At 59.7% G+C, this 13,033-nt stretch carries 12 protein-coding genes; 9 read left to right on the top strand and 3 right to left on the bottom strand.

The features are described 5' to 3' along the window. Positions 1-36 precede the first annotated feature (36 nt). A complete protein-coding gene (gene pilV, locus K6G35_RS29750; RefSeq protein WP_495677152.1) occupies positions 37-1,251 on the top strand; it encodes a shufflon system plasmid conjugative transfer pilus tip adhesin PilV in 1,215 nt (404 codons plus the stop codon). A 701-nt stretch (positions 1,252-1,952) separates the two neighbouring features. Here the strand turns inward: pilV and K6G35_RS29745 are convergent. From K6G35_RS29745 to K6G35_RS29735, 3 genes are all read right to left on the bottom strand, one after another. Further along, positions 1,953-2,966: a CAP domain-containing protein gene (locus tag K6G35_RS29745; protein ID WP_058698188.1), complete on the bottom strand. Its 1,014-nt coding sequence runs from the start codon at positions 2,964-2,966 to the stop codon at positions 1,953-1,955. 530 nt (positions 2,967-3,496) lie between these two features. Further along, entirely contained in the window at positions 3,497-4,672 is a 1,176-nt protein-coding gene (locus K6G35_RS29740; protein ID WP_058698187.1) for a FlhC family transcriptional regulator, read from the bottom strand. 12 nt (positions 4,673-4,684) lie between these two features. Beyond that, positions 4,685-5,893 (bottom strand): coiled-coil domain-containing protein, encoded by a 1,209-nt coding sequence (locus K6G35_RS29735; protein ID WP_058698186.1) that lies wholly within the window; start codon positions 5,891-5,893, stop codon positions 4,685-4,687. A gap of 573 nt (positions 5,894-6,466) precedes the next feature. Here K6G35_RS29735 and K6G35_RS29730 point away from each other — a divergent pair. The 8 genes from K6G35_RS29730 to K6G35_RS29695 all read left to right on the top strand — a co-directional run bounded on the left by K6G35_RS29730 (position 6,467) and on the right by K6G35_RS29695 (position 13,025). Next, positions 6,467-6,799, top strand: coding sequence for a hypothetical protein (locus K6G35_RS29730; RefSeq protein WP_495677151.1), 333 nt, complete (start codon positions 6,467-6,469; stop codon positions 6,797-6,799). 96 nt (positions 6,800-6,895) lie between these two features. Continuing rightward, on the top strand, positions 6,896-7,324 hold the full coding sequence (locus tag K6G35_RS29725) for a hypothetical protein (RefSeq protein WP_058698184.1): 429 nt from the start codon (positions 6,896-6,898) through the stop codon (positions 7,322-7,324). 3 nt (positions 7,325-7,327) lie between these two features. Beyond that, complete coding sequence (locus K6G35_RS29720) at positions 7,328-8,128, top strand: hypothetical protein (RefSeq protein WP_058698183.1); 801 nt, start codon at positions 7,328-7,330, stop codon at positions 8,126-8,128. Between the two features lie 12 nt (positions 8,129-8,140). Further along, on the top strand, positions 8,141-8,710 hold the full coding sequence (locus tag K6G35_RS29715) for a single-stranded DNA-binding protein (RefSeq protein ID WP_058698182.1): 570 nt from the start codon (positions 8,141-8,143) through the stop codon (positions 8,708-8,710). A 212-nt stretch (positions 8,711-8,922) separates the two neighbouring features. Then, entirely contained in the window at positions 8,923-9,999 is a 1,077-nt protein-coding gene (locus K6G35_RS29710) for a primase-helicase zinc-binding domain-containing protein (protein ID WP_058698181.1), read from the top strand. Positions 10,000-10,102: 103 nt separating this feature from the next. After that, positions 10,103-10,312 (top strand): hypothetical protein, encoded by a 210-nt coding sequence (locus K6G35_RS29705; protein ID WP_058698180.1) that lies wholly within the window; start codon positions 10,103-10,105, stop codon positions 10,310-10,312. Positions 10,313-10,465: 153 nt separating this feature from the next. Beyond that, positions 10,466-11,689: an ISL3 family transposase gene (locus K6G35_RS29700; RefSeq protein ID WP_116318649.1), complete on the top strand. Its 1,224-nt coding sequence runs from the start codon at positions 10,466-10,468 to the stop codon at positions 11,687-11,689. A gap of 1,000 nt (positions 11,690-12,689) precedes the next feature. After that, the gene (locus K6G35_RS29695; RefSeq protein WP_176844252.1) at positions 12,690-13,025 is read left to right on the top strand and encodes a reverse transcriptase family protein; all 336 of its coding nucleotides are present in this window, start codon (positions 12,690-12,692) and stop codon (positions 13,023-13,025) included. Positions 13,026-13,033: the final 8 nt, after the last annotated feature.

Here is a 13,033-nt window from a genome sequence, read left to right as displayed (position 1 = left end):
CGCATGGAAGCGATACTCGGATATCTCATCGCGCTGATGCTCTCGATGCTGAGCCTTGCCGGCTTCGCGACGTGGGCGAAAGCCGGCGTCACGAACGTGCAGACCGCAGCCGCGGCGAGCCAGATGCTGGTTTTCGATAAGGCCGCCCTGCAGTTCGTGCAGGACGAAGCCGCAACGCTGGTCGCCCAGGCCACGGCGAGTGTGCCGGTGTCGGTCACGCCGGCGATGCTAGTCAATGGTGGCTATCTGCCCGCTGGTTTCTCAGTGACGAACGTGTTCGGGCAGACGTGGTTGCTCCAGGTCATGCAGCCAACGCCAAACAACCTGCAGGCGCTTGTCACATCGCAGGGCGGCCGTGCCATCACAGACACGCGCCAGCTGGTGCAGATCGCTGCGCAAGCCGGTGCGCAGGGCGGCTTCGTACCATACGCAGGGCAGAACGGAGACCCGACGATGGTGCCAACCAGGGCCTATGGGGCGTACGGCGCGTGGCAGGTGCCGCTGGCGAACTACACCAACCCGGGGAGTGGCCGGCTGGCTTCGTTGTTGGCCTTCACCGGAGCGCAGGCCAATAACGGGTATCTGTACCGGGTCCAGGTACCGGGGCATCCCGAGCTGAACCAGATGCAGACATCGCTCGACCTGGGCGGCAATGACGTCAACAACGCAAGGCGGGTGTCGGCAAACACATCCCTCACAAGCAACGGTGAGACATACCTGACCAGCACCGGAAGCCCAGGCAGCGCATGCGGTGTCGACAAATCGATCCGGACGAGCACAACGGGAACGGGGCTCGTGATTTGCTTCGGCGGCATTTGGCAGCCGATCGGCACGGCCGTCACGAATGTGACCGACGGTACGTGGTGCGGAAACAATGGCCAGCTTGCCACGAGCGGTACAAACGTCGGCTACATCTGCAAAGGGAACCGGTATGTCGCGTTGACCAACGGGTTGGGGAACTTGTCGATCACGCGGAAATTCGAGAACGTATCGGATGGAATGACGTTCTCTAAGGACAACTGCCCTGGCGGCACCGCTTGGGCGATGTACACACCAAGGCAGGAAATGGTGAATATCACTGGAACCGTAATGCCGCCCATTCAAGGAACGTACTTCTCAGTGAACGACTATGGCACCTACTGGTACGCGCAGGCAAGCGCCATGTCGCCAGCGGCTTGGTATAGCGGCAACGATACCGGGGCTCTTGGAGGGCAACTGCTGGGCACCGTCACGACAGGCTGCATGTACTAGAAGCAAGATCGATCTATGAAGCGCATTCTTTTGGCGAGCGTTCTCGCTGCCGAATTCTCAACAGCGGCCGCACAGTTGTACACGTTTCCGGCGTCACCAATGACAGTGGCAGACTGTCCTGCCGGGAAGATCTGGCTCGTCCAGAATGGTCTGGCCACTTGCGGCGCTCCGGCACCGCCCCCGCCGCCACCACCTCCACCACCGCCTCCACCACCGCCAAACACGGTGACGTTTGTGCTTGTTGCTGGCGGCTTTGCGGCGGGTGGCGGCGTGCCGGTTCCAGCGGCTACCCCGTACGCATACTCGTACACATCCCGGCAAGGTTTCGGGGGCAGTAATGTAGAGTATGTGCTGTTCGGCAGTGTCCCCTACGATCAGTTGAAAGCTTCTGGCGGATACGCAGCATTGACGTCTGCGCTGGTCACCGTGAGAAATCCGGGGGCGTCGACGGTCGTGAACGGGTGGGTCATCACTCATGGCACACCGTCAATGCAGTTTCAAGCCGTTACTGGGCCTGGGTTCGACTCGGCCTTGACCGGCGGCGGCAGCAACGGCCCAGGGACGTGCTTCACTTGGACATACCTGGCGCCGGCCAGTGTTTGTAATAACGGCGCTACAGTGCAGTGAGACTAGCCCGCGGAAGAAGAGAAAATGGCCCGCATCGATGCGGGCCATTTCCAATTTTGCAGCTTGGCGCTACGTCAGTATACCGTGAAGCTCCAAGACTTGCTGATGGCTACGCCGTTGCGAGCGCCCGCGAAAGTTGCGGTGTAAGTGCCAGCCGAGAGCGGTTGGGTAGGGAGAAGGAAGGCCACTCCACTGTAGACGTAGGGATCCGAGATAGCCGAAGCGACTGAGCTCGGCTTCGCGGCGCTGGCAACCAGAACTCTGGCGGGAACTGCGTTACCCGCTGGGCCCGTGAGGATAAAGTTTGAGACCGTCAGCACGTCACTTGCATTGGGAGCTGGAACCCTGAACATGACAGGGTGGCCTGCGCTCGGCAGATCTGGTGCCGGGCTTGGCGACTCGGCGGTGGCGGTGAATGTTCCTGGGACGCTTTCGGCGTCGATTGGAGAATAAGCAAAGGCGTTCGTCGCCATTTGCTGTCCACCCCACTGCGGGAGGCCATATCCGCTGCCGTTTGCACCGGTCTTTACGCCAAAATTCATAACGCAATAACCGTCACGAATGGAAAGGCCGATCGTCTCCTGGTTGCTGGTGATGCCCTGCAGGTGATACACCGAGTTCCTAAAGTCCGCCAGGCAGCCGATGGAACCATCTGCCGCTTGGCTGATCCACTGGTCCTTCGAGGCACCCGCGGCTACGCCCTGTTCGTAAGGAGTTGCACCGGTAAAGCCGGGCTTGCCGGCAGTTTCGTCGTGGCCAACCGCAGAATTTGCTTTCAGGTACGCGACGTGGTTGTCCGCGGCAACATCGAGGGCTGTATCTTGCTTCAGGGCACCGACGCCCATCTTGATCCGATAGTCGCTCAGGGCATTGAACGCTGCCAGACGCAGGTCGCCACTGGGGTACGAAGGGGCGGAGACCGTTGTCGCCGGCGGCACCGACGTCGGAGCCTGCGGAACCGTTGGCGTGGTTGGTGTACTCGGCTCCTGCTTGGAGCCACCGTCGTCGCCACCACCACCGCCACATGCGGCCAAAGTGAGCGCCGTGGCCGTGGCCAGGACCGAGAAAGCGAATTTGGAGTTTTGCATTTTTCTTCTCTGATTTTGAATCGGCCGGGGATCGGTCCGTTATTTTTAGCTTAACGTCCGGGGCGCAAAGTCAAGTCCGCGCCCAGCCTTCGGCCGGCGTGAGCATACACGAAGGGGAACACCATCTAGACGACAAACTAAAGCCAACTTTGACCCCCTGAAGGTGGGGCTTCAGCATCAGTGGTGTAAGGGGTCCGGCCGCAGTGGTTGCAAATATGGTGCTGCCGCATGGAGAGGAACCGTTGTTCGCGCCACAGGCGGATGCTGCGCGATCCGCAATAGCAGGCCATGCCAATATTCGTTGCGCATTCGGGATGCTTCTCGCAGTACTGCTGAAGCTTTGGGGTCTCCCTTGACGGCAGCAGATACAGCAGGAAGAGGCCGATGTAATGCGTGCAGAAGCAGATCAACGCCCACTTCCAGCCGCTTCATCCCCATTGCCGCGCGAGCATGTATGCCAGGACCGGGGGCACTACAAAGACGAGAACGAATAGAATAGCGGTACTCATCATCCTTCAGTCCTCTTTGATCTATTTGTGCCGGCGCGCCGCGCCATTTGGACCGCCAAGTAGCCCACTGCAGCCGGGGCAGGAGAATGCGTGGCTGAGTTCAATACGGGGCGCCGCGTTTGCAATGAGATAGGGGGTCCGACATACCCTGCAAGGTGCCAATTCCAATTGCGCATCGGTGGACATGGTTCGGCAAATGTGACATGCCCGATCGGCAGAGATCTTGGACGAAGTTCCGAAGAATTTTTCAAAAAGATCGTAGGCTGCGATGAATGCCTCCGGAACATTGGCGCCGAACGCCAATGCAATGCGATACAGCGTGACGATGGTCGTCGCCTGAAGGCGATGGGTAGGATGTTCGAAGTACCAGGCGGTCGACGTCGGTAGCTGACCGGAGGGAGAGGATTTTCCGTGGATCAGGTGGAACAGCTTGCGGGTACGTGTCGAGGTTATGCCCAGCAGCGATGTGATAGTCGAGGCGCGGCAGTAGCTTCGGACCATCATTTCGCTGTAGACCTTCTTCTGGAATGGCTCCAACCGGAGGTTCGTCCAGCTGTTCTTCGTCGCCAAGCGATCGGCGCGCAGCGGGGTGGAGGTCAGGAAGTGATGCCCTTTCGAATCGGTCCCCAGCCGACTGGAATCAAAGTCGATCCAGAAAGTCTTGCTATGCAGGCGCCAACGGAAAATCGGGAAGTCCACCCGCGCAATGGCCGTGTCAAGGACGTGCTGCGGGAGCGAACGCAGATACTCTGCTAGCTCCTTGGTGATCCCGAGAAGCGGCGCGGCCAGAATGCTGACGTGGAGCAACTCGACCATCAGCCAAATGTAATGGCGATTGTTGTAGAACAAGCGAAGCTTGTCGTCGTTGGTCCAGCCAGGTAACTGAGAACGCAGTGTGTCGACGGCCAGTGTGGTCGTTGTGTTTTCACTCAAGCAACGCCAGTCCTGTACCTCGGAGAGCGTCGGCACGACAACGAGGAACGGGGTGCCCATCAAATCGCGTTGCGTGGCCTCCGCCTTGCGGACCTTGTCGACGCCACCTTTGCCAATATGCAGCATCTGCTCAAGCTCAGGGTGCGCGCCGAGCAGTTCCGCAAGGTGATCGGTGAGGTGATAGTTTGCCGACCGAATCCGATCGCATGTCATCCTGGTGAGTCGCAAACGCTCAAACTCGGCGGTGGGGGAGTGCTGTAGCATAGCTCTTTGCTCTCATCGGGCATTCAGGGCCGAGCGAATGTCGGCGTGGAGACGTGAGACGATGCTGTCGAGCACCGTCAAGGCCGGGCGGAATTCGGAAACGTCTCCGGCCATCTGTACGGCGAGCTGCACCGACGCGAATGTCGAAACGACTTGCTCGAATTCCGTCACCAGTTTGGCGAGTTCATCACGGGCGCGCGCACGCTTATCCAGGACGGACGAGCGTTCTGCGATTTCGTCCTCAATCTGCTGGCGCCGCGACTGGATATCGGCCAGCTCTGCCTTTGCCGCGGAGAGTTCGTCATTCTTGGCGGCCAGGGCGTCTTCCAGGGAGGCGTAGCCTAGCGGAACCACTTGCACTTCAACGGTTTCCGGGCGGGTATTGGCCTTCGAGAACGCCATGCGGTCCTGCAGCTCTCGCTTCTCGCGCTCCAGATCATCGATCTGCATCCGGATAGCGCTGTAGCTCAAGTTTTGCCGGGTCATCTCCTCCCGTACGTGACTCAGCGCTTCCCGATCCGCGTCGCGTTCTGACGCCAATCGTCCGAGCTCAGTGTTGAGGCGCCTAATCTCAAAATCCTTGTCGGCATTCTCGGAAACCGTACTTGCAAGTTCCGCTGTCGCGATGTCCAACTTGGTTTGGACGTCGATAACCTCCTCCTCCTGCTTACGAAGCCGCTCGACGAACTTGCGAATGTCCTTGCGATGGTAGGCCGGGTCGTTCTCCTTGAATTCGATGACCGCGTCAATTTCCTCCGCGGAGTAGTCACGCCGGCGTAGAACCATAAGTTCACCAATATTGAGCTTCGAAAGCGCGCCGTTGTGCTGAAGAAAGCGATGGTAGAGACTCAGGTATAGCTGTGCCTGGCTACGAGTGAGGTCGAGTGCGTCCTCAGCGATGGTGAAGAACATCTCCCGCGCGCGTGACCGTGCCGCTCGGGTGTCGCCATACTCAGCAGCGACGATTTCCGTCGTTGATTCATGCATGAGCTGAAGGTCCGCCCCAAGGTCCTGGAGCAGACGAGAGATCTTGTCCTTCGTGCGCTGAATGTTTCGGACACATTGAAGAAGACGGCTGAATGCGTCCTCGTTGACTGGGACAGTCCCGAGCGCATTGCGTAAGGCTATCTCCGCTCGGGAGACCTCAGGTTGCACAGGGAAATTCACGATGTCTGCCCGCACGGCAGGAACGTCTTCAGTTTTGATTTTTTTCTGCGGCATTTTTCGCTCACTTGGAAGGAACCTGACAACCAGCGTTACGGCCCAGAAGCGTTGTCAAGTCCTCATGGAGAGTACGGAACGTGCGACGCCTTTTGGTCAGCAAAAGCTCTTCATTTAGGGGTGTCATTTGCCGGGACAGGTGCAAAGCTGGTTGCTTATGCTTCGCTTATCGGTACCGTTTGCCCGGGAATTTAGGGGTTTACCCCTAACGTTAGGGGTCGATATTAGACATTCGAAAAACAGAAATAAACAAACCTTAATTTGCGGACGCGACCTCAAACCATGAGCATGCTCATGCGTTTTTCCCGGAAAGCCACCGTGTTTTGGTTAGCTTTCTGCCTACCTTCCTTGATCCTCTGTCGTTAGGATCGTGACAAACCTGCGTTCAGACGCATCGACCTAGTGCGCGCCGAATGGCGGCAGCGCTCAATCTCATAGTCCCCCGCCCACGCCAGCGTGCTTTCGCCATGCGCTACTGCATGCCGCAAGCGCGTTGAAGCGCAGCTGTTCCTCCAGAGATTCCTTGCTCCCTCGGAGCATCGAACCATCGCCTGGCATCTGCCAGGAAATCCCTTGCAACGTTTCTGGAGAGAAACTATGGAATCCTTTGTCACGAATCTCATCAAGCGTCCATTCAAATTCTTCATGCTCTGCATGGTGTTGTACATGGCGTCGCAGTCGTTCATCGTCGGTGCCTTTGTGACCGTCGTTGGACTGTCATTCCTGTATCACCGGGCCATGGTCTGGAACAAGGCCGTGCCCGCAGCGCCGAAGGTTTCGATGCCGGATACCCAATCCAAATCGAAGCACGAATCGCATCAAGTGGGAGATCCGCTCGAGCAACCGTATGAACGCTCGGCTGTGGTGACGCCGCTTCGTCGAGCGGGAACGCACGACCGTTCCTGATCCGTTGCCGCCTCTCTGAGGCGGCGCTTTCCACCTGTCGCGGGTACCCGTTATCCGCCGGCTGGCGGGTCTCCGGGTGCCTGTCCGGAGACCATCATGGAAACGACAACAGCGGGATGGCAGCTCGACTTCTTCGGTGAGGCGGCCGCCATCGTAGTGCCCCCTCCCAAGCTCGACCCGTTGCCCGACCCTTCTCTCTGGAGCAAGGCGGTGCGCGAGAAAATGGTCGACGCTCTCATCAGCCTCGCCTGCGATAGCCGGCGCGGCGACAACATGCCGGAGTCCCTCATCGACTGTGCCGAGATGCTGCGTGCCCGCATGCGCAATCGGCCTCTCGATCTGGAGGAATACTCGATGACGCTCGGCTGGATCTTTGGCTACTGGAATGGCGCGTTGCCATATAGCTACGTCTGCGCAGTATCCGGGGTCGACCCTGAGACCCTGCAAGACGTGATTCTCAATCATGCCAGGCTGCGTTGCGACCTCGATGTGGTCCGACGTTTGTGCTGTGGCTCCCTTCTTTAGACCATGACTTGGCTCAATCTCATCAAGCGTGTGGCCGGTGTTCTGAGCGCGGAACACAGAGGGTCATCCTCTCCCAGCACGATCCCGGTCGGCACGGGCGCCGCCAACGAGCGGCAGTTCTATGTTCACGGCGTCCCCCATCTGCTTCGGGACGAAGGTGATCGCGTGATCCACTTCGTTGGGGGCTTTCATCATCGGCTGCAAAGCACGCCGTATGGCGACAAGCTGCTGCCGGAGGTGATCCCTCGTTGGAAACAGGTCAGCGTGCATCCAGGCGAAGCGCTGGAGAAGGTCGCGGCTGACGTCATTTTTCAAGCCGAGCGCGAACTCACGCCGGACGTGCCGACAAGTAGTGACGCGCCAGCAGGAGGGCGCCGCTTTCAGCCAACGCGTAGCTTGGATGGCGCCCAGCCATCGCGCAGCAAACGCGAAGACGGCGAGCGGGAAGGGGGCGGAAGCGCCTCCTCTGAAAAGGGTTCCTCTTCCGCCTACACCGTGGGCAAGCTCATCGAGTGGGGCGAAATGGAGTTCCCCAACCGTAAGTCTGGCGGGCCTCGTACCTACACTTCGTTTGCCGTCAAGCTGTACACGAGTGCCGGCGAGAAGACCCTGCAGGGCGAAGGTCTGAAGGACGCTCTCGCAGAAGCCGGTTGCAAGCTGGGTGACCGTGTTGCGGTCAAACGCCTGCGCAAGGAAAAGGTGCCAGCCTTCGATAAGAAGACTGGCGATCCCATTAAGGACCCAAGGACCGGAGAGCAGAAGCTCTGGGACAGGTGGGTCTGGAACATCAATCTCGTTCATTGAATAGGAAGCACCATGGCATCCGTCAACAAAGTCATCCTCCTGGGCAACCTCGGGGCAGATCCTGAAACTCGTTACATGCCCAGTGGCGACGCGGTGACAAACATCCGTATTGCGACCACCGATCGCTACAAGGACAAGCAGTCCGGCGAAATGAAGGAAGCCACCGAATGGCATCGCATTTCGTTCTTCGGCAAGCTGGCAGAAATTGCTGGTCAGTACCTGCGCAAGGGTTCGCCGGTCTACATCGAAGGCCGCATTCGTACGCGCAAGTGGCAGGATCAGTCCGGCCAGGACAAGTACAGTACCGAGATCGTCGCCGATCAAATGCAGATGCTCAGTGGTCGCGCGGGTGTCAACGATGACGACGGCGATGCCGGCGCAGAGCGAGCGGATTCGCAGCAGCGTCGTGGGAGCGAGCAGCGCTCGGCTCCGCCAACGCAACGCTCGGGCGCGGCGCGTCAGCAGCCTGCGCAACCGCCGTCGGGTGGATTCGGCGGATTCGACGACAATGAGATTCCCTTCGCGCGACCTGCAGTGCTCGATGGCATTCCCTTCCGCAACGATGGCGCGCCGATGTACTGACGCGCTCCTCCAAGAAGTGCCTCTTTGAACTAACTGCTACCGGCTTGCCCGGTAGCAGCGGTGCCTTTCTCGGCCGCTCGGCCAAATCCCCATATTCCCCTCAGCTAAACGCAATGCTGAAAAGACCTTCTGGCCTCGGCCGGGATGTCTTTTGAGCAAGCGTTCCTTCGCCTGTCTCAGGCATCGACCAACCCTCCACCTGGAGCCATCCCATGAAAGAACTGAGTGATATCGTAAAAAGCTGGACGCCCGCTCAATGGGACGCTCTGGTGAGGCAGTACGTGCCAGCGGAAGTCCTGACGGACAACTTCTGGCGAGGACGCCCAGGTCCGTGCCCCCTCTGTGGTGGCCATGACCGCTTTACCTATGACAACAAACGCGGCCGCGGCGATTGGGTCTGCCGGAAGTGCAATGCAGGGAATCCGAAAGCCGGCGACGGCCTCGAGCTCGTGCGTTGCTACACCGGCATGACCTACTCGGAACTGTGGCGGGACTTGAATGGCGAGCGGGCTGTGCCGATCGACCCCCCCTTTACGAGGCCAAATTCAGCTCGCCGGGGGAAAGCAGTAGATCCCGCCACCAAGATGCGGCGTATTGCGAAGCAGTGGGAAGCTGCTGCCGGGCTGGTGCCTGGCGATCACGCCATGCGCTATCTTGCTGCCCGGGTTCCTGGCCTGCGCGCGCCGCGGCCAACGGCCTTGCGCCTGGCGGTGCAGGACTATTGGTATGAAGGCCAGCTTGTTGGCCGCTACCCGACCATCGTTGCGCAATTCACACGGCCAGATGGGCGCATGGCCACGGTGCATCGCACGTCGCTCGACCCGCGACAGCCCGCCAAGGCGACGATAATCACTGCGGATGGGGAGATCCTCCCGGCCAAGCGCAATGGTGTGTCTGCGTTGCCGCTGACCGGTGGTGCAGTGCGTCTGATGCAACCGCGCGATGGTGAAGTTGGTGTCGCGGAAGGGCTGGAGAGCGCCTATGCGGCGTACATGCTCTTCGGCGTGCCGGCATGGAATTGCCTCAACCGGGTACTGCTGAGTCAGTTTGTGGTGCCGCCGGACCTGGGCATCCGCACGGTCCACATCTTCGCGGATTTTGACAGGATCGACCCGAAGACCCGAAAGTCCCCAGGCATGGCCGACGCGCTCGCGTTGGAAAAGCGGTTGCGCGCCGAAGGGCTGCACACCGTCATGCATCGACCAAAGGTTCGTGGAACCGACTTCTGCGATCAATGGCGCACCGAGTACCAGTTGCGCCTGATGTCTCAACAGGCTGTTACCGCCTGATCAGTTCGCCACCAGCCGGTGGCGCCTTACCTAACCTCTGCCCTGTGGGTCCTTCCCACAGGGAAGGAGTCCCCCCTTGGCAGGCTCTCCGAGGAGAAAAGCAATGCCGCAAAAGGGTTTCACAGCAATCATCAATAAACTGCATATCCAAGCTATGCGTGCGACCGCCGCTACGGAAGTTCAGGCCGGACAATCGGAAGCGCAATTCTTCGATGTGTACCGCCGAGAGCCGTCCGGTGGCTTCACGTTCCTAGACCGGAAGTTCTCGTTCGATTCCGCCCTCGACTACTGTTTGGCGCCGACTCTTCACTGAGAGGCCATCCCATTCACAAAAAAGCCCAGCAAACTGCTGGGCTTTTTTTTGGTTCTTCGCCGATCTGCGTGACCGTTTAGAAACAAAAAGGGCCAACACGCCCACCACTGTTATCTTGGAGTTGCGACACAACAAGAATCAGGAAGGTGGAGGTTGGCCCCACGCGATTGTATGGCCCAGCTCGGCTGCTGGGAAGGCTATCGCATGCGCGATAGTTGGGAAGAGACCCGCAATGGGCAGCGTATTTGCATCATCCGGCTGGAACCTAAGGGGCGCCGTAGGCGGTGCTGCGATGGCTGTGGTCGGGGCGTTAGCAGTATCCATGATCGGGTAGAGCGGCGCGTGCGGGATCTGCCTGTGTTCGAGATTCCGGTGGAGCTGATCGTGCCGCGACTTCGTCTGGCTTGCCGGCGATGTGGCCCGAAGCTGGAGCGCCTGGACTGGCTCGCGCCCTATGCGCGGGTTACGACGCGGCTTGCGGCCAGCGTAGCGCAACTGTGCAAGGTCATGTCGTTGCGCCATGTCGCGGCCTTCTACCGGTTGGCCTGGACCACGGTCAAGCGCATCGATCTGCGCCATCTTGAGCGGGAATTGGGACCGGTCGATCTGAGCGGGGTCACGGTGATCGCGATGGACGAGTTTGCGATCCAGAAGGGCCATCGCTATGCCACAGTCATCGTCGAGCCGTCGAGCAAGCGGGTACTCTGGGTCGGGCGCGGTCGCTCCCGAGAGGAAATCCGGCCCTTCTTCAAGCTGCTTGGCCCTGAAGGCTGTGCCCGGCTTCGCGCCGCGGTGATGGACATGAATACCGCCTACGACCTGGAAGTGCGGATGCACTGCCCGCAAGCGGAGGTTGTCTATGACCTGTTCCACGTGGTGGCCAAGTACGGTCGTGAGGTCATCGACCGCGTCAGGGTGGATGAGGCTAATCGGCTGCGCGGCGACAAGACCGCTCGTCAGGTGGTGAAGTCTTCTCGTTGGTTACTGCTGCGCAATCGGGAGAACGTCACGCGTGAGGCCGATCAGATCCGGCTTGATGAAATACTGGCTGCCAACCAAGCGCTGATGACCGTCTACGTGCTCAAGGACGATCTCAAGACGCTCTGGACATATCGGCATCCCGGCTACGCCCGGCGCTTCTGGCAAGGGTGGTACGAGCGCGCAATGGCCAGCGGCATCGCACCTCTGTGCCTGTTCGCCAAACGCCTCAAGCCATATTTACCCGGCATCCTGGCTCACAGCCGCTGGCCGTTGGGAACCAATCTGGTGGAAGGCATCAATAACCGGATCAAGGTCATCAAACGGATGGCCTATGGCTTCCGCGATGACCATTACTTCTTCCTGAAGATCCGGGCGGCCTTCCCCGGAAATCGGTGAAGAACCTTTTTTTTTTGGTGCGCCCGGCAGGGCGCACTCACTTGAGGGTGCAAGTCCCTTACACACCCGGCAAGGGGAAGTGTTAGCCAGAGACAAGGGTTTCCCGGGCGACTGGGAGTCTGAAGGAAGTCCGAGGCAAAGCGCTGGCCTGACGAACAGGAAGCGGATGAGGCGTCGTATCGGGGTGAGGTAGCCAAAATTGCCAAAGCCCAGTACTTGCACGGAACGGTGCGGCGTATATCCGACAGGCATAAGCGTGAAGGTGGGTGCGTCATACCCGGGGAGATCTGCACCGCTGCCATGGTGCTACCGACGTCGAGAGGCGTCGGGATGGCGGTGTAGAAGTCAGCAGAGGCCATATTGTGCGCTGAGCAGCGCGTTGTTCGGGAGGGTTCAAGTCCCTCTGACGCTCAGATGAGGGGCGTCATATCCAAAAGCGGGGGTAATGCCTCGCTGGCCGGAGAGAGAAGGCAGGTATGGAGATGCCTAACCGGGCACGAAGGCGAAAGCCGGAGACAGCCAAGGCAGACCTGGAGCCACCTTCCCGTAGGTCTCCGGAGGGCAGGGTGTCCACCGCGAGGTGGAATCCGAAGGGCATGAGGAGAAGTACCGGGCCGTAGTCGATGGGGGCTGCCCCGATGACGAACCGGTCGGCCAAAGGTGGGGCAAGGTCGAGCCCGCAGTATGGGGGCGAAGGCGTTCTCATTCACCCACCGCACCAAGGTGTTTGCGGACGGCACGGTACGGAAGAACAGCGTGTGACCTCAGGAGGACTGGCACAGTCTGCGGGTGGCACCGCGGGAAGTGAGCCTATAAGCGAGGAGCGAAGTGGCGAGCGGTGCTGTGCCAGTAGTCGGACGGCTGAGTAGTACCTGAAGCGTGGCCAAAACCACGTGACCGAGCGATCGGCGACAGAAGTGGGTCGGGGAAGGCAGCCGGCGAAGATGATTGGGAAGAGCCCGGACGACAGTGAGTAAGGACACGGAGGAGGATCAGTTCCATGAGTGAAATACCCGTACATCCGCGCCCGAGGAGACTGTCTGACTGGATCAACCCGATGGAAGCAAGGAAGGTCCACTCATTAATTGACAAGGTTTTTCAACGGAAGAATCTGGAAGTCGCCTGGGAGCGAGTCCGGGCCAACCGGGGCAGTGGCGGTGTCGATGGAATCAGCGTGGCAGACTTTGCCGAACAGGCGGACCAGCATCTGGACCGTCTGCAGGCAGAACTGCGTGCGCGGACCTATCAGCCGCAACCGGTCCGGCAGGTCTCGATCCCGAAAGTCGGCAAACCGGGGGAGTTCCGCAATCTCGGCATACCGACGGTGATCTCATAATGCACCTC

This window comes from Cupriavidus sp. HY129 (assembly GCF_059492215.1).
The sequence above is the reverse complement of the archived record's forward strand: the minus strand, read 5'-3'. Positions and strand labels throughout refer to the sequence as shown.

Coding starts and splice junctions, on each gene's coding strand:
- pilV (WP_495677152.1), top strand. CDS start 37: ATGCTCTCGATGCTGAGCCTTGCCGGCTTCGCGACGTGGGCGAAAGCC.
- K6G35_RS29745 (WP_058698188.1), bottom strand. CDS start 2,966: ATGCAAAACTCCAAATTCGCTTTCTCGGTCCTGGCCACGGCCACGGCG.
- K6G35_RS29740 (WP_058698187.1), bottom strand. CDS start 4,672: ATGCTACAGCACTCCCCCACCGCCGAGTTTGAGCGTTTGCGACTCACC.
- K6G35_RS29735 (WP_058698186.1), bottom strand. CDS start 5,893: ATGCCGCAGAAAAAAATCAAAACTGAAGACGTTCCTGCCGTGCGGGCA.
- K6G35_RS29725 (WP_058698184.1), top strand. CDS start 6,896: ATGGAAACGACAACAGCGGGATGGCAGCTCGACTTCTTCGGTGAGGCG.
- K6G35_RS29720 (WP_058698183.1), top strand. CDS start 7,328: ATGACTTGGCTCAATCTCATCAAGCGTGTGGCCGGTGTTCTGAGCGCG.
- K6G35_RS29715 (WP_058698182.1), top strand. CDS start 8,141: ATGGCATCCGTCAACAAAGTCATCCTCCTGGGCAACCTCGGGGCAGAT.
- K6G35_RS29710 (WP_058698181.1), top strand. CDS start 8,923: ATGAAAGAACTGAGTGATATCGTAAAAAGCTGGACGCCCGCTCAATGG.
- K6G35_RS29705 (WP_058698180.1), top strand. CDS start 10,103: ATGCCGCAAAAGGGTTTCACAGCAATCATCAATAAACTGCATATCCAA.
- K6G35_RS29695 (WP_176844252.1), top strand. CDS start 12,690: ATGAGTGAAATACCCGTACATCCGCGCCCGAGGAGACTGTCTGACTGG.